Raw genomic sequence first — 21,835 nt, 5'->3', positions numbered from 1 at the left:
AGAGGTCCCATGCCCAACCGCGCACCGCTCGACGCCGTCACCGCCCGCTGGCTTCCTTGGGTCGTGGCAATCGCCTTCTTCATGCAGTCCCTGGACGGGACCATCCTCAACACCGCCCTGCCCGCCATGGCCAGTGACCTGGCGGAAAACCCGTTGCGCATGCAGGGCGTGATCATTGCCTACATGCTCACCGTGGCGCTGCTGATCCCGGCGTCGGGCTGGGTCGCCGACCGCTTCGGCACCAAGAAGATTTTCTTCGGGGCGATCCTGTTGTTCAGCTTCGGCTCGCTGCTGTGCGCCCTGTCCAATTCGTTGAGCATGCTGATCGGTGCGCGAGTCATCCAGGGCCTGGGCGGTGCATTGATGCTGCCGGTGGGCAGGCTGGTGGTGCTGCGGGCGTACCCGCGCTCGGAGTTGGTGCGAATCATGGGCTTCATCACCATTCCCGGCCTGCTCGGCCCGCTGATCGGGCCGACCATGGGCGGCTGGATGGTGGAATACCTGACCTGGCACTGGATCTTCATCATCAACCTGCCGGTGGGTGTGATCGGCTGTTATGCGGTATGGAAGTTCATCCCCGACCTGCGCGGCAGCGAGCGAACGCGGTTCGATGGGTTGGGGTTCCTGCTGTTCGGCGCGGCGATGGTGCTGATCACCATTGCCATGGAGGGCCTCGGCGAACTGCACCTGCCGCACCTGCGGGTGATGTTGCTGCTGTTCGGCGGCATGGCCTGCCTGGCGGCCTACTGGCTGAGGGCCGGGCACGTCGAGAACGCGCTGTTCCCACCGTCGCTGTTCAAGACCCGGACCTTCGCCGTGGGCATTCTCGGCAACCTGTTCGCCCGCCTGGGCAGCGGCGCCCTGCCGTTTCTGGTGCCCTTGCTGCTGCAAGTGGCCCTGGGTTATTCACCGTCCCAGGCCGGCATGAGCATGCTGCCCCTGGCGGCGGCGGCAATGGTCGCCAAGTCCGTGGCCCGGCCGCTGATCGAACGCCTGGGCTATCGCATCGTCCTGACCGGCAACACCCTGGCCCTGGGCCTGATGCTGGCGAGCATGGGCCTGGTCAGCGAACAGACGCCGTATTGGCTGCTGCTGGCGCAACTGGCGGTGCTGGGGGCAATCAACTCGTTGCAATTCACCGCGATGAACACCGTGACCCTGATCGACCTGGACGACGCCAGTGCCAGCAGCGGCAACAGCCTGCTGTCGGTGGTGGCGCAACTGTCCCTGAGCCTGGGCGTGGCCTGCGCCGGCGCCTTGCTCGGCGGCTTCACCGCCCAGGTTGGCAACGACGGGGTGGAGACGGTGCTGGGGGCGTTCCAGCTGACGTTCGTGACGGTGGGGATCATGGCGATGCTGGCGGCGACGATTTTTTCCCAGTTGTCGAAACAGGATGGGCGGCGGGTCAAGCGGCCGGATGAGCATATCGAGCACTAAGCGGCTTCGTGGCTTGGCGCTTTTTGTGGGAGCAAGGCTTGCCCGCGATGCAGGCGACTCGGTTTTCCTGGGGGAAATGCGTCGCCTACATCGCGAGCAAGCTTTGCTCCCACAGCTCCAGAGCTCCCAAAGTTTCTGGAATTGCCCGCCCCCAAGGGCAGGCCCTGCCCTCACAGCTCGTCCAGAACTTTCGAAGAAAGTGGCACGAGGCTGCTACACTGCGCGACATTTTGTTTTGCAGGCCAGTCCCGTGACCACCATTGCCACCGCTTTTAATACTTTGCCGCTGTCCGCCGCCATGCTGGCTAACCTCGAATCACTCGGTTATGCCCAGATGACGCCGATCCAGGCGCAGAGCTTGCCGGTGATTCTCAAGGGCATGGACCTGATCGCCCAGGCCAAGACCGGCAGCGGCAAGACCGCGGCCTTCGGCATCGGCCTGCTGAACCCGATCAACCCGCGTTTCTTCGGCTGCCAGGCACTGGTGATGTGCCCGACCCGCGAGCTGGCCGACCAGGTCGCCAAGGAAATCCGCCGCCTGGCCCGCGCCGAAGACAACATCAAGGTCCTGACCCTGTGCGGTGGCGTGTCCTTCGGTCCGCAGATCGCCTCCCTGGAACACGGCGCCCACATCATCGTCGGCACGCCGGGACGCATCCAGCAACACCTGCGCAAGGGTTCACTGGTGCTCGACGGCCTCAACACGCTGATCCTCGACGAAGCCGACCGCATGCTCGACATGGGTTTCTACGACGCCATCGAAGACATCATCCAGCAGACCCCGGAACGCCGCCAGACACTGCTGTTCTCCGCCACCTACCCGGTGGGCATCAAGCAACTGTCGTCCAAGTTCATGCGCAACCCGCAGCAAGTCAAAGCCGAGGCGTTCCACTCCGACGCGCAGATCGAGCAGCGTTTCTACGAGATCGCTCCCGAAGAACGCATGGACGCGGTGGTCAAGGTGCTGGCGCATTTCCGTCCGGCCTCTTGCGTGGCGTTCTGCTTCACCAAGCAGCAGGTCCAGGAAACCGTCGACCACCTGACGTCCAAGGGTATCTCTGCCGTCGGCCTGCACGGCGACCTGGAACAGCGTGACCGCGACCAGGTGCTGGCGATGTTCGCCAACCGCAGCACCTCGGTGCTGGTGGCCACCGACGTGGCGGCCCGCGGCCTGGACATCGATGCCCTGGACATGGTGATCAACGTCGAACTGGCCCGGGACTCGGAAATCCACATCCACCGCGTCGGCCGCACCGGTCGTGCCGGCGAGAAAGGCATCGCCATCAGCCTGGTGGCGCCGTCCGAAGCCCACCGCGCCCAAGCCATCGAGCAACTGCAGAAGTCGCCGCTGAGCTGGGACCAACTGGACAACCTCAAGTCCCAAGGCGGCGGCCCGCTGCTGCCAGCCATGAGCACCCTGTGCATCGGCGCCGGGCGCAAGGACAAGGTCCGCCCCGGCGACATCCTCGGCGCCCTGACCGGCGAGGCAGGCATCCCCGGCGCCCAGGTCGGCAAGATCGCGATCTTTGATTTCCAGGCCTACGTGGCCGTGGAGCGCGGCATCGCCAAACAGGCCCTGCAACGCCTGAACGATGGCAAGATCAAGGGCCGGTCGTTGCGGGTGCGGATCCTGTAATCCAATCGCCTGACAAACAGAGATCAAACTGTGGGAGCGAGCTGTGTGGGAGCAAGGCTTGCCCGCGATGAAAACGCCGCGGTCTCTTGAGGACTCCAGCGCCTGGATCGCGAGCAAGCTTTGCTCCCACACAGCCCGCTCCCACAGTGGTTTTCGGTGAAATTAGAATTTGTGAGAGGACACCGTTTTGCGCTCTACCGAAGTCGTGATCATTGGCGCTGGCGCCGCGGGGTTGATGTGCGCGCTGACCGCCGCCGCGCGCGGGCGGCAGGTGATGTTGCTGGACCACGCCAACAAGGCTGGCAAGAAAATCCTCATGTCGGGCGGTGGACGCTGCAATTTCACCAACATGTACACCGAGCCGGGCAATTTCCTCTCGCAGAACCCGCACTTCTGCAAGTCGGCCCTGGCCCGCTACACCCAATGGGACTTCATTGCCCTGGTGGCCAAGCACGGCGTGCCCTATCACGAGAAAAAACTCGGCCAGTTGTTCTGCGATAACAAGTCCAGCGACATCCTCGGCCTGCTGCTCGATGAATGCGACCAGGCGGGCGTCAACCTGCACCTGGACACCTCGATCACGCAGATCGAAAAAACCGACGGCGGCTACCTGCTGCAAACCACCCTCGACACCATCGCCTGCCAATCCCTGGTGATCGCCACGGGCGGGCTGTCGATCCCGACCCTGGGGGCGACCGGTTTCGGTTACCAGGTGGCCAAGCAGTTCGGTCACCAACTGCTGCCGACCCGTGCCGGGCTGGTGCCGTTCACCATCACCGACCAGCTCAAGGCGCTGTGCACCGAGCTGTCAGGGACGTCGGTGGATTGCCTGGTGAGCTGCAACGACCAGAGCTTTCGCGAGAACATCCTGTTCACCCATCGCGGCCTGAGCGGTCCGGCGATCCTGCAGATTTCCTCGTTCTGGGAGCCGGGGGACACGGTGCAGATCAACCTGCTGCCTGACCACGACGTTCCGCAATGGCTGCAACAGCAACAGGCCGAACGCCCCAACAGCGAACTGAAAACCCTGCTGGGCGAGCTGTTCACCAAGAAAATGGCCAACCTGTTGGCCGACACCTGGTTCGTCTCCAAACCCATGAAGCAATACACCCACGCGGAACTGGCGGACATCGCCGAGAAACTGGCATGTTGGAACCTCGTCCCCGCCGGCACCGAAGGCTACCGCACCGCCGAAGTCACCCTGGGCGGCGTCGACACTCGGGAAGTCTCGTCCAAGACCATGGAATCACTGAAAAGCCCCGGGCTGTATTTCATTGGCGAAGTGCTGGACGTCACCGGGCACCTGGGCGGGTTCAACTTCCAGTGGGCCTGGGCGTCGGGGTACGCTGCCGCGCAATACGTCTGAGCCCAATCGATGCTGAGCCTGCTTTTGTGGCGAGGGAGCTTGCTCCCGCTCGACTGCGCAGCAGTCGCAAAACAGGCACCGTGCTCTATCTGAAAGAGCGCGCGTAGACCAAAGGGGCTGCTTCGCAGCCCAGCGGGAGCAAGCTCCCTCGCCACAGATAAAGTGGCCTCAGGTGTCCCCCGGAACACTTTTTGCTGTCAGATGTGATCGCCGCCATTGCGTCGGCGTCATTACTGCCTCAATTTAGCGTCATTGCCCGTCAGGCCCGTGCACTTCATGTCATCGAACTCGTTTAGCCAGTCTTTGCGTCGCCTTTGGGCGTTGGATAAGTTCAGTTATAGCGTGCGGGTGTTCATCGCCCTGACCGGCAGCATGGGGCTGTGCTGGTATCTCGATGAGATGGCATTGCTGATCCCCCTGTTCCTGGGCATCATCGCCAGCGCCCTGGCCGAGACCGACGACGGTTGGCAGGGCCGCCTCAACGCGCTGGCCGTGACCCTGGTGTGTTTCACCGTCGCGGCGCTGTCGGTGGAGTTGCTGTTCCCCTACCCCGTCCTGTTCATCATCGCCTTGGCCCTGGCGGCCTTTGGCCTGACCATGCTCGGCGCCCTGGGTGAGCGCTATGGCGCCATCGCTTCGGCCACGTTGATTCTTTCGGTCTACACCATGATCGGCGTGGACCAGCGCGGTGGCGCGGTCACCGACTTCTGGCATGAACCCCTGCTGCTGGTCGCCGGTGCCGCGTGGTACGGCTTGCTGTCGGTATTGTGGCAGGCATTGTTTTCCAACCAACCGGTGCAACAAAGCCTGGCGCGGCTGTTTCGTGAGCTGGGGCGCTATTTGAAACTCAAATCGTCGCTCCTGGAGCCGATCCGCCAACTGGACATCGAAGCCCGACGCCTGGAGCTGGCCCAGCAAAACGGCCGGGTGGTCGCGGCACTCAACAGCGCCAAGGAAATCATCCTGCACCGCGTAGGCAACGGCCGGCCCGGGTCGAAAGTCAGCCGCTACCTGAAGCTGTACTTCCTGGCCCAGGACATCCACGAACGCGCCAGCTCTTCGCACTACCCCTACAATGCCCTGGCCGAGGCCTTCTTCCACAGTGACGTGCTGTTTCGCTGCCAGCGCCTGCTGCGCCAGCAAGGCAAGGCCTGCCAGGCGTTGGCCGAGTCGATCCAGCTACGCCAGCCGTTCGTCTACGACGACACCTTCGCCGAGGCGCTCAACGACCTGCACGCTTCCCTCGAACACCTGCGCATCCAGAGCAACCCGGCCTGGCGCGGCTTGTTGCGTTCGTTGCGGGCACTGTCGGTGAACCTTGCCACCATGGACCGCCTGCTCAGCGACGCGAGCAACCCCGACGCCCTGGCCGACGCCACCGACAGCAGCCTGCTCGACCGCTCGCCGCGCAGCCTCAAGGATGTCTGGCTGCGTTTGCGCACTCAGCTCACGCCCACCTCGCTGCTGTTCCGCCATGCCCTGCGCTTGCCCCTGGCTCTAAGCGTGGGTTACGCCGTGGTGCACATGATCCACCCGTCCCAGGGCTATTGGATCATCCTCACCACGCTGTTCGTGTGCCAACCCAACTACGGTGCCACCCGGCGCAAGCTCGGCCAACGGATCATCGGTACGGCCATCGGCCTGACGGTGGCCTGGGCGTTGTTCGATCTGTTTCCCAACCCACTGGTGCAATCGAGCTTCGCCATTGCCGCCGGGGTGGTGTTCTTTACCAACCGCACGACCCGCTACACCCTGGCAACTGCCGGGATCACCATCATGGTGCTGTTCTGCTTCAACCAGGTGGGCGACGGCTACGGGCTGCTGCTGCCGCGGTTGTTCGATACCCTGCTCGGCAGCCTGATCGCCGGGCTTGCGGTGTTCCTGTTCCTGCCCGACTGGCAAGGTCGGCGGCTGAACAAGGTGTTGGCCAACACGCTGACCTGCAACAGCATTTACCTGCGCCAGATCATGCAGCAATACGCCGCCGGCAAAAGCGACGACCTGGCCTACCGCCTGGCCCGGCGCAACGCCCACAACGCCGACGCCGCGCTGTCCACCACGTTGGCGAACATGCTCATGGAGCCGGGGCATTTCCGTAAGGAAGCCGATGTGGGGTTCCGCTTCCTGGTGCTGTCCCACACGCTGCTCAGTTACCTGTCCGGCCTGGGTGCTCACCGGGGCACCGAACTGCCGGCGCAGGTACGCGAGCAACTGATCGACGGTGCGGGGGTGAAACTGGCGGCAAGCATCGACGAAATTGCCCAGGGCCTGGCGAGTAAAACGCCGATAGTCGTGCAAAGCGACGAGGAGGAAGCCCTGGCCAATGAGCTTGAGCAGATGCCCGATGAAATCGACGAAGGCCAGCGCTTGGTGCAGACGCAATTGGGGTTGATCTGTCGGCAACTCGGTCCATTGCGGACCTTAGCGGCGCATTTGGTCAAGGACACCAGCGAGGCTTGAGGCTTGTGGCGGTTAGGCGGGCCTCATCGCGAGCAGGCTCGCTCCCACAGTGGATTGTTGGCGTACATAGACCTTGTGTTACAGCAGGTCCATGTGGGGGCGCGCCTGCTCGCGATAGGGGCGGCTCAGGCCCTACATCCCATGTGCCTTCAACAACCGCGCATAACTCCCATCCGCCTTCATCGCCGCGATCTCCCGGTCAAACCCGGCCACGATCTGCTCATGCTCCGGGCTCTTCAGGCTGACCAGGATGTGCAGGCTGTTTTCACTCAATGGCTTGGGCAGGAATTCCACGGCGCTACGCACCTTGGCCGATTCGCGGGCCAGGTAATAGCGCGCGACGTATTCGTCCTCCAGGGTCAACTTCACGCGGTCGGCCGCCAGCATGCGCACCGCCATCGCGAAGTTGTGCACAGGAACTTTCTGCATTTGCGGGTCTTCGTCGAAGTCCTTGGAATAGGCATAACCGCGGACCACGGCGATGGGATAGGCGTGCAGCTGTTGCAGGCTGTCGAACTGGATCGATTCGTCCTTGCGCTTGATGAAGCGCACGCGGTTGAGCAGGTATTCGGCCGAGAACTGGCCGATTTGAGTGCGCTCCTCGCTGTACCAGGCGTTGACCAGCACGTCATAGCGGCCCTCGCTGATACCCAGCATCGCCCGGGCCCAGGGCACCTGTTCGAAGTCCGTGGCATAGCCGGCCCGCGCCAGGGCCGTGGCGACGATATCAGTCGCCAGGCCGCCATTGACCAGCGTGGAATCGGTAAAGGGTGGCCAGGCATCGGCGACCAGACGCAGCTTTTGCGCGCAAGCCTCGTAGCTCAGCAACAGCAACCCGATCAATGCAAGAGCTCGATGCAATCGCGGCATGCCAAACATCCTTGACGGGTTCAAAGCCCGGTTTGTTTTTAGCCGAAACCCAACGGACATCCTCAGACATCCGGTCCTAACATTAGCTCATTGCAACCGCTACGCAGCGCTGTCACGAAGATTACACAAAGAAGACAACGCCGCGACAGGGGAATGATGGCATTTTGGTCTTTGTCACAGATTTTCCAGCCACCCGAGGAAAGAGACTTCCGGGCAAAGCACGCTTAATATCGGCATCAGGTTCTTCAGGAAATTCCAAAATGGATATCGAATGGGTCTGCAAACATCACAGTGACCTGAGCAAGGAACAGCTGTACGCCATCCTCAAACTGCGTGCCGAGGTGTTTGTCGTCGAACAGAACTGCGCCTACCCGGACGTCGACGGCCTGGACCTGGAAGGCGACACCTGCCATCTGATGGCCTGGCAGGACAACCACCTGGTGGCCTACCTGCGTTTGCTCGATCCGCACTCGCAGAACAGTGACGTGGTGATCGGACGGGTAATCATCGCACCGCAAGCGCGCGGCCAGGGACTAGGCCACACACTGATGGAAGAAGCGCTGAAGCAGGCCGAGAAACATTGGCCCGGCACGTCGATCTCATTGTCGGCCCAGGCGCATTTGCAGGGGTACTACGGGCGGTATGGGTTTGAGGTGGTGGGTGTGGAATATCTGGAGGATGGGATTCCACACATCGGTATGCATCGGCCCTGAGAATGCTTTCGCGAGCAGGCTCGCTCCCACAGTGGATCTTCAGTGAACACAAAATCTGTTCACGAAGATGAATAAAATGTGGGAGCGAGCCTGCTCGCGAAGGGGCCCACACCGACATAACTCAGGGATACTCCAGCACCGCCTTGATCCGCTGCAGATTCCCCTCGATCCACCCCCGATCGATCGCCCCCCAATCGCGAATCCGATAACGCCCGGCATGATTGCGTGCGCCCTGCTCCTGCTCGAACTCACAAATGATATCCAGGTCAGCCAGCGCGGCGACGGTGTCCTGGGCGGTGCGCCGTGGCATGCCGGTGGCTTCGGTGAGGGCCGGGATGTTGCTGGCCACGCCGCTGTCGATCAGGTACGCCACATACAAACGACGGTAGAAGCTGGTCTTGGTCTTGCTGACGTCCATCGGGTCATTCCTTGTGGGGTTGCAGGTCCCGCCAGGTCAGGTACACCCGCAGGTCGAATTCCAACTGGTGATAGCCCGGCAGCATGTGCTCGCAGAGTTGGTAGAACGCCTTGTTGTGGTCCGACTCCTTGAAGTGCGCCAGTTCGTGCACCACGATCATGTTCAGGAACTCGGGCGCCGCGTCCTTGAACAGCGCAGCGATGCGGATTTCCTTCTTGGCCTTTAGCTTGCCGCCCTGCACCCGCGACACCGCCGTGTGCAGGCCGAGGGCGCGGTGGGTCAGGTCCAGGCGATTGTCGAACAGCACCTTGTCGATGGCTGGCGCGTTACGCAGGTATTGCTGCTTGAGATCCAGCGCGTAACCGTACAGAGCCTTGTCGCTCTGGATCGGATGCCGCCCGGGATAGCGCTGTTGCAAGTAATCGCCCAGACGGTCCTGGGCGATCAATTGCTGCACTTGGGCTTGCAGGGCGGCGGGATAGGCCTGGAGGTATTTGAGCGCGGTCATCAAGAGGCAACACTGTCACAAGAGGCCGCCAGTGTAGCGAATTCAGGCCTGCACCGCGCTCCAGTCGAATGGTGTGGCGAAGGCATTGGTGTCTTCGGCCATCAAGGGCCGCGCCACGAGGAACCCCTGCACGTACTCACAGCCATGGGCCTGCAACCACCGATATTGCTCGTGGGTTTCCACCCCTTCGGCAATCACCCGCAAGCCCAGTTGCGTACACAGGTCGATCACCGAGGCGGCCAACGCGGCATCCCGGGGCGACCCTGGCAGGCGGGCAATCAAGTGCCGGTCGAGCTTGAGCGTATCGAGCTCAAGGTCGCGCAGATGGGTCAGTGAGCAAGGCCCCGAACCGAAGTCATCCAAGGCCACGCGCACCCCGAGATGGCGCAGCAGGCGCAATTGCTTTTGGGTTTCATCGGGATTGCGCATCAGCGCGTCCTCGGTCACCTCGACCTCCAACTGTCGAGGCTTCAAGGCATGGCGCTCCAGGACCTGGCGCAACTCGGTCACCAGGTTTGGCATGCCGAACTGAGTACTGCTCAGGCTCACTCCCAACACCAGGTCGTCAGCGAACAAGCGCTCCCAGACTTTGCGCTGGGCAGCGCTGCGATGATAAATCCAGCTGCCCAGCCGACTGATCAACCGCGCCTCTTCCAGCAAGGGCAGGAACAGGCCCGGCGGAACATCGCCGACGCTGGGGTGCTGCCAGCGCAACAACGCCTCGAACCCGCGAATCCGCCCGTCGACGATACTCACCTGCGGCTGGTAGACCATATTGAAATCGCGATTCTCGATGGCCGAGCGCACGCTCTCTTCGAGCATCAGCCGTGAACGGGCTCGACCGTTCATTTCGTGGTCGTAAAAACGGTATTGCTGGCGACCGGCACGCTTGGCTTCGTACATGGCGATATCGGACGCCCGCAGCAACCCATCGAGATTGGCGCCACAATCCGGGTACGTCGCGATACCGATGCTGGCCCCCAGAGCCACGTCCATGCCTTCGATCTGCTGGCAGATCGCGACTCGCTCGATAAGCTTCTCTGCGATCTTGGCCGCCTGCTCGGGAAATTCCAGGTCCAGCAGCGCCGTGAACTCGTCCCCGCCCAGCCGCGCCAGGATATCGAATGGCCGCAGGCACGCCTTCAACTGCTCCGATACCCAGCGCAATACCCGGTCGCCGGCATCGTGCCCCAGCGAGTCATTGACCCGCTTGAAGCCATCGAGGTCCAGGTACAGCAGCACCCAGTTGCTCTCCAGTCGCTCGCTGCGCATCAACAGGTTTTCCGCGGTCTGGTAGAACCCGCGGCGGTTGAGCAATCCGGTCAGCGGGTCTGTGACAGCCTGGTATTCGAGTTGCTGATGCAAGTGGCGCACCACGGACATGTCCTGGAGTGTCACCACCATCGCTTTCTGCTCCGAGGGCAACGGCGCACAAGACAAGGCCACCGACACCTGTTGGCCGGGTGCAGTGCGCAGGACTGCATCATGCAAACGCCAGGTTTCACCACGACGGTAGGCGTTGTGGATATCGGAATCGATCCATTCGGGGATGTGCGGTTTCTGCAGGAAATCCAGGAACGGCATGTCCTGCAAATGCTCGGCGGTGGCATTGAGCAAGCGGCAGGTCGACGGGTTGGCGAAACGAATACACCCATTCTCATCCACCACCAGGATGCCTTCGGCGGCGTTGTCCAGCACCGAGGCGTTGAAAGCCCTGGCCGCTTCGAGATCCTGGCTCAGGCGCTGCAAGGCCCGGCGATTGCGCTGGTGCTCGAGCAACGCCTGGACCTTGGGCTTGAGGATCTGCGGATCGAAGGGTTTGAACAGGTAATCCACGGCGCCACTGGCGTAGCCCTTGATCACCGCATCCTGGGATTGTTCGTTGGCGGTCAGGAAAATGATCGGCGTGAGCCGCGTGCGCTGGCTGCCGCGCATCAGGCGCGCCACTTCGAAACCGTCCATGTCGGGCATCTGCACATCCAGCAGAACCAGGTCGATGTCATGTTCGAGCAGCAGGTTAAGCGCCTCGACCCCCGAGGACGCGGTCATGACTTGCCAATCCTGACGCTGCAACAAGGCTCGCATGCTGAGCAGGTTTTCAGGGTAATCATCAACAATCAAAAGGACAGAGCTGTCTTCGCCGAGCGGTGGTTGCGCGCATTCCATGCTGCTTCTCTTATCGGGCGCCACGTCCGTTTTTACGTAGCAAAGCGGACAAATACTGTCCCCTCACTCTAGACCGGGATTTTGAAAAGCAGTAGGTGTCAACGCGCCATCATCCAGGCAAAGCCCGAAATAGCCGACTAACGGTCACCCTCCTCGGGCACAGAAACTGCAAAGACATCTTCGACAGACAATTGACGTCAGTCATCCGCCGGACGGTTATCAAAAAATTTCCCTTCTGCGTGATTAATCCGCCCACAAGCGCGGGCTAGAGCCTCTCGTTGGGCGTTCAGCATTTTCACTCCCGTTACGTAGGATCCGATCATGATTGATCTCGCCACCTGGAACCTGAGCATCCCCGAAGGTAGCCCACCGACGACCATCGAAACCTCTCAACTGGTGCAAGGGTTCCAAAACCAGTATTTCCATGCCGACTCCGGCACGGTGTTTTTCTGGGCACCGGTAACCGGCGCCACGACCGCCAATGCTATTTATCCGCGCAGTGAACTTCGTGAAACCTACAGCAACGGTACCTTGCGCAATTGGCTGTACTCGGCGGCGGACAACAAGCTGGCTGCCACCCTGGTCGTCAGCCAGGTGCCCAGCTCCGGCAAGGTCGTCATCGGTCAGATCCATACCAAGGACAGCACCAGCCCCCTGGTGAAGCTGGAATACCAATACAAGACCTACAGCTCCACCGGCAACATTGTCGCCAAGGTGCGCATGCGCCCCGACGACGAATCGGGTCAGGTCATCACCATCGCCACGGGCATAAAGCTCAACCAGTCCTTCTCTTACCTGATCCATCTCAGCCCCGCCGGCGTCCTGACCATCAATGGTGCGGGTTACCAGTGGAGCTCCCCCATCAGTTCCACTTGGAGCGACAAGCCGCTGTACTTCAAGGCGGGCGTGTACGTGCAGGACAACACCGGTTATCCCACCGAAGGCGGGACCGTGACGTTCAGCCTGCTGGATATCGATCACCTCTAGACGCTTTGCGGGGCGCCAGGGCAGCAACGCAATGCTGCCCGCCCACGCGACCCTATCAATTCGAAATCGTTCAGTGCGAGCTTGAAACTGCCGACTAACGGTTGCCTATCCAGGCACAGATGCTGCAAATGACCTATTCGACGAACAATTGACGTCAAACATCCGCCGGATGGTCATTCAAAAATCTCCTTCCTGCGTGATCAACACACCCCAAATGCTTGGAGTAGAGCCTCCCGCTTTGGTCCTCAGCACTTTTACGCCCGTTACGCAGGATCCGACCATGATTGATCTCAACACCTGGAACTTGAGCATCCCCGAAGGCAGCCCGGCAATGACCATCGAAACGCCGCGGCTGGCGCAAGGCTTCAAGGACGAATATTTCCATTCCGACACCGGCACGCTGTTCTTCTGGGCGCCGGTGACCGGCACCAAGACTGCAAACGCGATTTATCCGCGCAGCGAACTGCGGGAAACCTACAGCGACGGCACCCTGCGCAACTGGCTGTATCCGGCGGCGGACAACATCCTGCGTGCCGCCGTCACCGTCAACCAGGTGCCCAGTAGCGGCAAGATCGTGATCGGTCAGATCCACACCAAAGACAGCACCAGCCCGATGGTGAAACTGGAGTACCAATACAAGGCCTACAGCTCCACCGGAAATATCGTCGCCAAGGTACGCATGCGTCCTGATGACGAAACGGGCCAGGTCATCACCATTGCCACCGGCGTGAAGCTCGACCGCAGCTTTACCTACATGATCCACCTCAGCCCGAAGGGCGCGCTGGGCATCAGTGCGGCGGGTTACAACTGGAGAACCACTATCGACCCGTCCTGGAAGGTCAAACCACTGTATTTCAAGGCGGGCGTGTACGTGCAGGACAACACCGGCTACACCACCGAAGGCGGAAAGGTGACGTTCAGCCAGCTGGATATCGACCACAACATCTGATCGCTTTTCCTGGCGCCATGGCAGCACGGATGCTGCCTGTGCCCTCCCTCACCCTTGGATATTCGCGCCTCAAGCGCCATCGAACACAGGCCGTGTGTGCGGTGCCATATCGCCATCGTTCAAAAAAATTCCGCTTTAACCGACTAACGGTCACTTGTCTCGGGCACCAAACCGGCAAACGCCACTCTGACGGTCTGCTGACGTCAACCCTCCGCCGGACCCACGTGGAAAACGTTCGATCCCGCTTCCTCCTGGCGCCAGCGAAAGCGCGTCCTAGAGCCTTCGGCTGTGGCGTAAATCATTTCTTATGTACAGAAAGGATCCGAGCATGGTCGATCTTGCAACCTGGAACTTGAGCATCCCCGAGGGCAGCCCGCCGAAAACCATTGAAACGCCTCGGCTGGTGGATGGGTTCAAGGATAAATATTTCAACTCAGAAGGCAGCACGGTGTATTTCTGGTCACCGGTCACCGGCACCAAGACTGAAAACGCGATTTATCCGCGCAGCGAATTACGAGAGACTTATAAAGACGGCACCTTGCGCAATTGGTTGTATCCCGATGCCGACAATAAATTGAGCGCGACCCTGGTGGTCAACCAAGTCCCCAGCAGCGGCAAGATCGTTATCGGTCAGATTCATGCCAAGGACAGCAGCAAGCCCATGGTGAAGCTGGAGTACCAATACAAGGATGCCAGCAACACCGGGGACATCGTCGCCAAAGTGCGCATGCGCCCCGATGATGACGAAGGTCGGGTCATTACCGTCGCCAACGGTGTGAAACTTAATCAGGCCTTCAATTATCGGCTCCACCTCGACCGTACCGGTGACCTGGGCATCACTGCGGCGGGTCGTAGCTGGTACACCACCGTCAGCGCCAAATGGAAGGTCAAGCCGTTGTACTTCAAGGCTGGGGTGTATGTGCAGGACAACAGCGGCTATACCAGCGAAGGTGGGAAAGTGACGTTCAGCAAGCTGGATATCGATCACAACACTTAAAAAGTGCTTCCGAAAATCTCGTAGGAAACATCCCCTTGTGGCGAGGGGATTTATCCCCGCTGGGCTGCGCAGCAGCCCTCTCCTTTCGTCAGACCTACCGCATGCGCCGGTTTTGCGGCGGCTGCGCCCCCGAGCGGGAGCAAGCTCCCTCGCCACAAGAGCCCGGTGCGTCCTACAGGTCGATTTTGGCTTCGAGAATCTCCTCTATAGTTCGGTGGGTCTGCTGGCTTTGGTCGGTGGGCAAGGGTTTCGCAGCCCCAGTGAGTTAGAATCACGACCGTCAAAAATCGGCGTAGGGGCATCCTGCCTACGTTCGGCTTTTTATGGCGGCTGTGTGTGGGAGATCTTCGGGTCTGCCGGGTGCTAACTCCTCGGTCTGCGAACCCGCACATGGCTGCCACCCATTTGTTTCGCAGCAAACAGTGGCAAATACTTTTTCTTGAGTTAGAGGTTTGTCATGAAAGCCGAACAATCGCTTAGTCGCTTCACCCCTCTCACCCCGATCGCCACCACCCAACCTGTCCTGTTCATCGACAAAACCGTCCCGCTAACAGAGCTTCACGCCTGTGCCAGCGAGCGCCTGCATGCCACCCTCGATTACTTGACGCTCATGGCCTGCGCCAGCCTGCGAGACTCGGCCGCCAGCGACTTCAATACCCTTACCAATGTGGCTCGGATCCTGGTCCAGGATGTCACTGACGTGTTTGGCGTCATTGAACAGCGCGGGCTTGAAGGGGAATAGAAATACCGTGTGTATATCCATTGCTGCGGTAACGGCCACTTATGGTTCCGCTCTTACAGCGGGTCACTTTCGAAAAGCCCGGAAGCCGGCCCAGTCGAAAGTAACCAAAGCGCTCCTGCCCCACCACTCGGTGCCTCGCCTAGGCTCGGCATGCCCTCACTCCGGCATTGCTCCGTGGGCCCGCCGCGAAGGGCCATCCATGGCCCAGCGCGGCTATCCCGGCATCCATGCCGGGATGCCCACTCCACAATGCCTGCGTTCGGCCAGCGTGGTTAACGGGGCGTCCGAGATCAACGTCCACCGCGAGGCGGCCTAGTAGCCGACCTGGCTCTCCTGGTCGTACACCTGTCAAATCTGTGGGAGCAAAGCTTGCTCGCGAGGCGGCCTTATAGCCGACCTGTTTCTTTCTCCCGGGAGTACCCCGATCCAATTAATGTGGGAGCGAGCCTGCTCGCGATGACGACAGCACATTCAACATCTTCATCGACTATGACACTGCCTTCGCGAGCAAGCCCGCTCCCACATCTATGGTTATCCCCTTTTCTGCAATACTGTTTTTGATGCGTGGTTGGCTTGCTTTCATCTATCCGGCGTCTGAGTGGGGTTGTGGCCCCGCGCCTCGATGAGAATCGATGCCCGACGATCCTAATTAATTGGACGGCCTTTCAGCCGTGTGGGAGCTCAGGGTTGTCGTCAGGCCGGTTGGCCGTTCACGTCATCAGTTATCCAGCATCGCAAAACCAGGTGGGTGGTGCTCGGTGACAGCAGGGTCAGGTGTTCATCGCAGCTGGCCCTGCATCGAATTCAGTGTGGTGTGCCGCAATCGCCCAAGCGATCCTCGCCATCTTATTGGCCAGCGCGCAGACCACATGGTTGGAGTGATGGTGGGCCAACAGCTGCCGGACCCAGTCCGCCAGCCAGCCTCTTTGGCGCTCCAGCTGCATTAAGTAGACTCGGGCACACTGGATGAGCAGACGCCTCTGATTCCGATCACCGCGCTTGCTGATGCCCAGCAGTACCGTCTTGTCGCCCGTGGAATGCTGTTTGGGCACCAGCCCGATTGAGGCCGCATAGTTTCGCCCGCACTTGAACTGTTTACCATCGCCCAACTCAGCAGCCAGGGCGCTGGAGGTGATCGGCCCGACACAGGGCATAGTCATCAAACGAGCCGCCAGATCATCTTCAGCGGCCTGGCTCTCCACGTCCTTGTCCAGTGTCTTGACCTGCTCATCCAGGTGGTTGAAGTGCTCATGCAGCTTCATCAGAATTTTGAAGCGTTCAGAAAGTGAACTCGCCTCCAGCCACGCCGGAAGCTCTTTGATGGATTTGAAGCCTGGGGCCAGGCTGATGCCCACCTCTAGAAGGGCGGCATGAATCCGATTGGCGGTCGCGGTGCGGTCTTTGATGAACGAATCGCGGGTCGAGTTGAGCATGGCTAGCGCCTGCTGAGCTTGGTTTTTTGGCGGCACAAAGCGCATCGTTGGGCGAGTCGCTGCCTCGCAGATCGCCTCGGCATCAGCGAAGTCGTTCTTGTTGCTCTTCACGTAAGGACGCACGAGATGAGGAGCAATGAGCTTGGGCGTATGTCCCAGCTTCGCGACCTCCTGCGCCATGAAGTGGGCTCCGCCACAAGCTTCCATCACGACGGTGCAAGGTTCGAGATTCGCCAGGTGTTGAGCGAGCGTCACTCGAGTAAATTTTTGCGATAAAGCTCATGACCACGATCATCTTGAGCATGCAGGTGAAAGTGTTTTCCCAAATCGATGGCGGCAATAGCTACTTTGTTCATGGCAACAGTCTCCGATGAGCCCCTGCGAAAGCTTAGTGGGCGATCGCAGGGGCGGTGGGGTAGCCATTTCATTAATTGGACTGGGTACACCCGCAAGAGCAGGTCGGCTATAAGGCCGCCTCGCGAGCAAGCTTTGCTCCCACAGGTCCAGCTCAAACAAGTCTGATGGGTGTACCCCCCCGCAAGAGCCAGGCCGGCTGTCAGGCCGCCTCGCGGTGGACGTAGATTTTGGCGCCCCGTTAACCACGATGGCCGAACGCAGGTATTGCGGAGTGGGCATCCCGGCATGGATGCCGGGATAGCCGCGCTGGGCCATGGATGGCCCTTCGCGGCGGGCCCACGGAGCAATGCCGGAGTGAGGGTATGCCGAGCCTAGGCGAGGCACCGAGTGGTGGGCAGGAGCGCTTTGGTTACTTTCGACTGGGCCGGCTTCCGGGCTTTTCGAAAGTGACCCGCTGTAAGAGCGGAACCATAAGTGGCCGTTACCGCAGCAACGGATATACACACAAATCCCACACATAAAAAAACCCGCATCACTGCGGGTTTTCTTACAACGCTGAAGCCTTAGTTGACCTTAGCGTTCAACTCACCTTTCAGATACCGCTGATACATCGCTTCCAACGAGATCGGCTTGATCTTGGAGGCGTTGCCGGCAGTGCCGAACGCTTCGTAACGCGCGATGCACACGTCGCGCATGGCCGTCACGGTCGCGCCGAAGAACTTACGCGGATCGAATTCGCTCGGGTTGGTCGCCATCAAACGACGCATGGCACCGGTGGACGCCAGGCGCAAATCGGTATCGATGTTGACCTTGCGCACGCCGTACTTGATGCCTTCGACGATTTCTTCAACCGGCACGCCGTAGGTTTCTTTGATGTCGCCGCCGTACTGGTTGATGATCGCCAGCCACTCCTGCGGAACCGAGGAAGAACCGTGCATCACCAGGTGGGTGTTGGGGATGCGCTTGTGGATTTCCTTGATGCGGTCGATGGCCAGCACGTCGCCGGTAGGTGGCTTGGTGAACTTGTAGGCGCCGTGGCTGGTGCCGATGGCGATGGCCAGGGCGTCGACCTGGGTCTTCTTGACGAAGTCCGCGGCTTCTTCCGGGTCGGTCAGCATCTGACTGTGATCCAGCACGCCTTCGGCGCCGATGCCATCTTCTTCACCGGCCATGCCGGTTTCCAGCGAGCCCAGGCAACCCAGCTCACCCTCTACCGAAACGCCGCAGGCGTGGGCCATGGCGACGGTCTGCTGGGTGACGCGTACGTTGTACTCGTAGTCGGTCGGGGTCTTGCCGTCTTCGCCAAGGGAACCGTCCATCATCACCGAACTGAAGCCCAGTTGAATGGAGCGCTGGCAGACGTCAGGGCTGGTGCCGTGGTCCTGGTGCATGCACACCGGGATGTGCGGGAATTCTTCGATCGCCGCCAGGATCAGGTGGCGCAGGAACGGCGCACCGGCGTATTTGCGGGCACCGGCCGAAGCCTGGACGATCACCGGAGAGTCAGTCTTGTCAGCGGCTTCCATGATGGCGCGCATCTGCTCAAGGTTGTTGACGTTAAAGGCTGGAACGCCGTAGCCGAACTCGGCTGCGTGGTCCAGCATCTGACGCATGCTGATAAGTGCCATTGTGTCTCTCTCCCGGTCGAGGGTCGTTAATCGTGCCAGCCTGCCGGAGCGGCGGCGGCTATTCAAGTCATTGCGGATCGGGGGTGACCCCGGTCTGCGTGTTCGGTGAAACAAAATCTCGAAACTATAGAGGCCCCTGTGGGAGCGAGCCTGCTCGCGATGAGGGCCTAACAGTCAACATCTCTGGCGCCTGATACATCGCTATCGCGAGCAGGCTCGCTCCCACATTGGCTATCTATTGAATCAGTCAGCCTTACAGCCACGCCCAATCAAGTCATTGGTGGCAACCCAGTACACCAGGCCTTCCTCACCCTTGACGTGAAACGCCAGCATGTCATCGCTGTACAGCGAACCTTCGGCTCCCGGCTCAAGCTTGAGGCGATAAACCTTATCGGCACCGCCCAGGCGTACGTCGACTTCCTTGCGGGCCGCATCGGCGTAGCGCCAGAGCACCTTGGCCTCGCTGTCACAGGTCCAGGTCGTCCAACCTTCAACAGGTTCGGCGGTGTGCAAGAAGTCCAACTGCGCACAACCACCCAGCAATGCCAACGCCACGACGGCGATCAAGCCTTTCATCCGTGTTCCTCGACTGACGGCACACGCAGCCAGCCCTGAGTTAAGAGTCAGACCCGTCAAGGACAACCATGTTCCTTGACCGGGGTTTGCGTCTCGTATTTGTCCAGGCCATCCGGTCCGGAACGCTTGTTCAGCACCGGGTTGGTCTCGGCCTGCCAGTCGGCCTGGTAGCAGCCCTCTTCAGGCGCCGGCGTCCCGGTTTCCGGGGCCGTTGCCTTTGGGCTGCTCGAACAGGCCACCAACATCGTCGCGGCCAGCAGCAACGTGAACGTCTTGACCATCAGAACACTCCTTTGCCTGGTCAACGCAGCGTCAGGCCTTGGCCCGGCTTTCCAGGACTTCCACGGCAGGCAGCACTTTGCCCTCGACGAATTCGAGGAAAGCACCGCCACCGGTAGAAATGTAGGAGATCTGTTCGGCCACGCCATATTTGTCGATGGCCGCCAGGGTGTCGCCGCCACCGGCGATGGAGAACGCAGCGCTTTCGGCGATGGCCTGGGCCAGCACCTTGGTGCCGTTGCCGAATTGGTCGAACTCGAACACACCGACCGGACCGTTCCACAGGATCGTCTGGGAGGATTTCAGCAGTTCGGCGAAGTTGGCCGCGGTTTGCGGGCCGATGTCGAGGATCATGTCGTCCTCGGCCACGTCAGCGATCAGCTTGACGGTGGCGGTGGCGCTTTCGGCGAATTCCTTGGCCACGACCACGTCCACTGGCAATGGCACGCTGACCTTGGCGGCAATTTCCCGGGCGGTGTCCAGCAGGTCCGGCTCGTACAGGGATTTGCCGACCGGGTGACCGGCAGCGGCGAGGAACGTGTTGGCGATACCGCCACCGACGATCAACTGGTTGCAGACCTGGCTCAGGCTGTTGAGCACGTCCAGCTTGGTGGAGACCTTGGAGCCGGCAACAATGGCGGCCATCGGCTGGGCCGGCGAACCCAGGGCCTTGCCCAGTGCTTCCAGTTCGGCGGCCAGCAGCGGGCCGGCAGCGGCGACTTTGGCGAACTTCGCCACGCCATGGGTCGAGCCCTCGGCGCGGTGGGCGGTGCCGAACGCGTCCATCACGAACACGTCGCACAGGGCAGCGTATTGCTGGGCCAGTTCGTCGGCGTTCTTTTTCTCGCCCTTGTTGAAGCGCACGTTTTCGAACAGCACGACATCGCCGGGCTTCACGTCCACGCCACCCAGGTAGTCAGCGACCAGTGGCACGTCACGGCCCAAGGCACGGCTGAGGTAATCGGCTACCGGCTGGAGGCTGTTTTCCGCCGAGAACTCGCCTTCGGTCGGACGGCCCAGGTGGGAGCAGACCATCACGGCCGCGCCTTTTTCCAGGGCCAGCTTGATGGTCGGCAGCGAAGCCAGGATACGCGCGTCGCTGGTGACGACACCGTCCTTGACGGGGACGTTGAGGTCTTCGCGGATCAGTACGCGCTTACCTTGCAGATCGAGGTCGGACATCTTCAACACGGTCATGGGTCGCAATTCCTGGGTAACTGTTTAGAGAGCAGGTTTTTTAGAAGCGGTTTGCAGGTAATGCTCGGCAACGTCCAGCATTCGGTTGGCAAACCCCCATTCGTTGTCGAACCAGGCCAGGATGTTCACAAGCCTTGGCCCGGAAACACGGGTCTGGCTGGCATCGACGATGGCCGAATGCGGGTCATGGTTAAAATCACAACTGGCGTGAGGCAACTCGGTGTAGGCCAGAAGGCCTTTGAGCGGGCCGCTGGTGGCGGCTTCGCGCAGGATCCGGTTGACCTCGGTGGCGTCGGTATCGCTCACGGTCTGCATCGTGATATCGAGGCAGGACACGTTGACCGTCGGCACCCGCACGGCTTTGGCCTGAATTCGCCCGGCAAGTTCCGGCAACAGCCGTTCAATGCCGCGCGCCAGACCAGTGGACACCGGAATCACCGACTGGAACGCCGAACGAGTGCGACGCAGGTCCTCGTGGTGATAGGCGTCGATCACCGGCTGGTCGTTCATCGCCGAGTGGATGGTGGTGATCGACACGTATTCCAGGCCGATTGCCTGGTCCAGCAGGCGCAACAGCGGCACGCCGCAGTTGGTGGTGCAGGACGCGTTGGACACCAACAGCTCGTCGCCGCTCAGGCAATCCTGGTTCACACCGTAGACGATGGTGGCATCGACATCCGCCTCGCTGGCCATTGGCTGGGAGAACAACACCCGTGGCGCACCGGCCGCGAGGAAGCGCTGACCGTCTTCGCGGGTGTGGTAGGCACCGGAGCATTCGAGCACCAGGTCGACGTCCAGGGACGCCCAATCGATGCCTTCGGGGGTGGCACTGCGCAGGACTTTCACGCAGTCGCCATTAATATGCAGACAATCGCCCTCGACCCGCACTTCACCGGGAAACCGGCCGTGGGTGGAGTCAAAGCGTGTCAGGTATTCGATGCTGGCCATGTCGGCCAGATCGTTGATGGCCACGATCTCGAACCCGGCCTTCGCCCCTCGCTCGAACAACGCACGCAAGACGCAACGACCAATCCGGCCGTAGCCGTTGAGTGCAACTTTGTAGGGACGCGGTTGGGGCATGGGGGTTCTCTGACCAGGGTTAATCCATGGAAGCGC

Annotated in this window: 18 protein-coding genes and 1 pseudogene; 9 read left to right on the top strand and 10 right to left on the bottom strand. The window is 60.9% G+C overall.

Annotated features, from left to right (window positions below; translation table 11 throughout):
• Window positions 1–9: 9 nt before the first annotated feature.
• The 4 genes from mdtD (at window position 10) to yccS (ending at window position 6,899) form a co-directional block, all read left to right on the top strand.
• On the top strand, window positions 10–1,437 hold the full coding sequence (gene mdtD / locus GN234_RS20615; protein WP_109755064.1) for a multidrug transporter subunit MdtD: 1,428 nt from the start codon (window positions 10–12) through the stop codon (window positions 1,435–1,437).
• Window positions 1,438–1,735: 298 nt separating this feature from the next.
• Complete coding sequence (dbpA, locus tag GN234_RS20610) at window positions 1,736–3,073, top strand: ATP-dependent RNA helicase DbpA (RefSeq protein ID WP_233459556.1); 1,338 nt, start codon at window positions 1,736–1,738, stop codon at window positions 3,071–3,073.
• 187 nt (window positions 3,074–3,260) lie between these two features.
• A complete protein-coding gene (locus GN234_RS20605; RefSeq protein WP_176688987.1) occupies window positions 3,261–4,439 on the top strand; it encodes a BaiN/RdsA family NAD(P)/FAD-dependent oxidoreductase in 1,179 nt (392 codons plus the stop codon).
• A 276-nt stretch (window positions 4,440–4,715) separates the two neighbouring features.
• On the top strand, window positions 4,716–6,899 hold the full coding sequence (gene yccS, locus GN234_RS20600; protein ID WP_109755066.1) for a YccS family putative transporter: 2,184 nt from the start codon (window positions 4,716–4,718) through the stop codon (window positions 6,897–6,899).
• Window positions 6,900–7,031: 132 nt separating this feature from the next.
• On the opposite strand, the gene GN234_RS20595 is transcribed toward yccS, so the two are convergent.
• Window positions 7,032–7,769 carry a substrate-binding periplasmic protein gene (locus tag GN234_RS20595; RefSeq protein WP_109755067.1) on the bottom strand — a complete coding sequence of 246 codons (738 nt, stop codon included), beginning with the start codon at window positions 7,767–7,769 and terminating at the stop codon, window positions 7,032–7,034.
• Window positions 7,770–8,029: 260 nt separating this feature from the next.
• Between GN234_RS20595 and GN234_RS20590 the strand changes: the two genes are divergently transcribed.
• Window positions 8,030–8,482 carry a GNAT family N-acetyltransferase gene (locus GN234_RS20590; protein WP_109755068.1) on the top strand — a complete coding sequence of 151 codons (453 nt, stop codon included), beginning with the start codon at window positions 8,030–8,032 and terminating at the stop codon, window positions 8,480–8,482.
• A gap of 121 nt (window positions 8,483–8,603) precedes the next feature.
• Here the strand turns inward: GN234_RS20590 and GN234_RS20585 are convergent, their stop codons facing one another.
• Genes GN234_RS20585 through GN234_RS20575 form a run of 3 tightly spaced genes read right to left on the bottom strand, consistent with a single transcriptional unit; the run spans window position 8,604 to window position 11,574 of the window.
• The gene (locus tag GN234_RS20585; protein ID WP_109755069.1) at window positions 8,604–8,900 is read right to left on the bottom strand and encodes a winged helix-turn-helix domain-containing protein; all 297 of its coding nucleotides are present in this window, start codon (window positions 8,898–8,900) and stop codon (window positions 8,604–8,606) included.
• A 4-nt stretch (window positions 8,901–8,904) separates the two neighbouring features.
• Window positions 8,905–9,408, bottom strand: a complete 504-nt coding sequence (locus GN234_RS20580) for a M48 metallopeptidase family protein (protein WP_014340617.1) — start codon at window positions 9,406–9,408, stop codon at window positions 8,905–8,907.
• Between the two features lie 42 nt (window positions 9,409–9,450).
• Window positions 9,451–11,574, bottom strand: coding sequence for a putative bifunctional diguanylate cyclase/phosphodiesterase (locus tag GN234_RS20575; RefSeq protein ID WP_109755071.1), 2,124 nt, complete (start codon window positions 11,572–11,574; stop codon window positions 9,451–9,453).
• Between the two features lie 321 nt (window positions 11,575–11,895).
• Here GN234_RS20575 and GN234_RS20570 point away from each other — a divergent pair, with 321 nt between their 5' ends.
• From GN234_RS20570 to GN234_RS20555, 4 genes are all read left to right on the top strand, one after another.
• Window positions 11,896–12,561 (top strand): polysaccharide lyase family 7 protein, encoded by a 666-nt coding sequence (locus GN234_RS20570; protein ID WP_176688986.1) that lies wholly within the window; start codon window positions 11,896–11,898, stop codon window positions 12,559–12,561.
• Between the two features lie 280 nt (window positions 12,562–12,841).
• Window positions 12,842–13,510, top strand: coding sequence for a polysaccharide lyase family 7 protein (locus GN234_RS20565; protein WP_109755073.1), 669 nt, complete (start codon window positions 12,842–12,844; stop codon window positions 13,508–13,510).
• Window positions 13,511–13,838: 328 nt separating this feature from the next.
• Window positions 13,839–14,507, top strand: a complete 669-nt coding sequence (locus tag GN234_RS20560; protein WP_109755074.1) for a polysaccharide lyase family 7 protein — start codon at window positions 13,839–13,841, stop codon at window positions 14,505–14,507.
• 457 nt (window positions 14,508–14,964) lie between these two features.
• The gene (locus GN234_RS20555; protein WP_176688985.1) at window positions 14,965–15,249 is read left to right on the top strand and encodes a fructose-bisphosphate aldolase; all 285 of its coding nucleotides are present in this window, start codon (window positions 14,965–14,967) and stop codon (window positions 15,247–15,249) included.
• A 770-nt stretch (window positions 15,250–16,019) separates the two neighbouring features.
• On the opposite strand, the pseudogene GN234_RS20550 reads toward GN234_RS20555, so the two are convergent.
• The 6 genes and pseudogenes from GN234_RS20550 to epd form a co-directional block, all read right to left on the bottom strand.
• Window positions 16,020–17,038 (bottom strand): annotated as a pseudogene (locus GN234_RS20550) (IS110 family RNA-guided transposase).
• A gap of 564 nt (window positions 17,039–17,602) precedes the next feature.
• Entirely contained in the window at window positions 17,603–18,667 is a 1,065-nt protein-coding gene (gene fba / locus GN234_RS20545; protein WP_003177554.1) for a class II fructose-bisphosphate aldolase, read from the bottom strand.
• A gap of 243 nt (window positions 18,668–18,910) precedes the next feature.
• Window positions 18,911–19,243, bottom strand: coding sequence for an MliC family protein (locus GN234_RS20540; protein WP_109755078.1), 333 nt, complete (start codon window positions 19,241–19,243; stop codon window positions 18,911–18,913).
• Window positions 19,244–19,299: 56 nt separating this feature from the next.
• Window positions 19,300–19,524, bottom strand: coding sequence for a hypothetical protein (locus GN234_RS20535; protein ID WP_109755079.1), 225 nt, complete (start codon window positions 19,522–19,524; stop codon window positions 19,300–19,302).
• A gap of 31 nt (window positions 19,525–19,555) precedes the next feature.
• Entirely contained in the window at window positions 19,556–20,719 is a 1,164-nt protein-coding gene (locus tag GN234_RS20530; protein WP_176688984.1) for a phosphoglycerate kinase, read from the bottom strand.
• A 24-nt stretch (window positions 20,720–20,743) separates the two neighbouring features.
• Window positions 20,744–21,799: an erythrose-4-phosphate dehydrogenase gene (gene epd / locus GN234_RS20525; RefSeq protein WP_109755081.1), complete on the bottom strand. Its 1,056-nt coding sequence runs from the start codon at window positions 21,797–21,799 to the stop codon at window positions 20,744–20,746.
• Window positions 21,800–21,835 lie beyond the last annotated feature (36 nt).

The sequence above is a fragment of the Pseudomonas bijieensis genome (assembly GCF_013347965.1).
In the GTDB taxonomy this organism is placed as follows: Bacteria; Pseudomonadota; Gammaproteobacteria; order Pseudomonadales; family Pseudomonadaceae; genus Aquipseudomonas; species Aquipseudomonas bijieensis.
The sequence above is the reverse complement of the archived record's forward strand: the minus strand, read 5'-3'. Positions and strand labels throughout refer to the sequence as shown.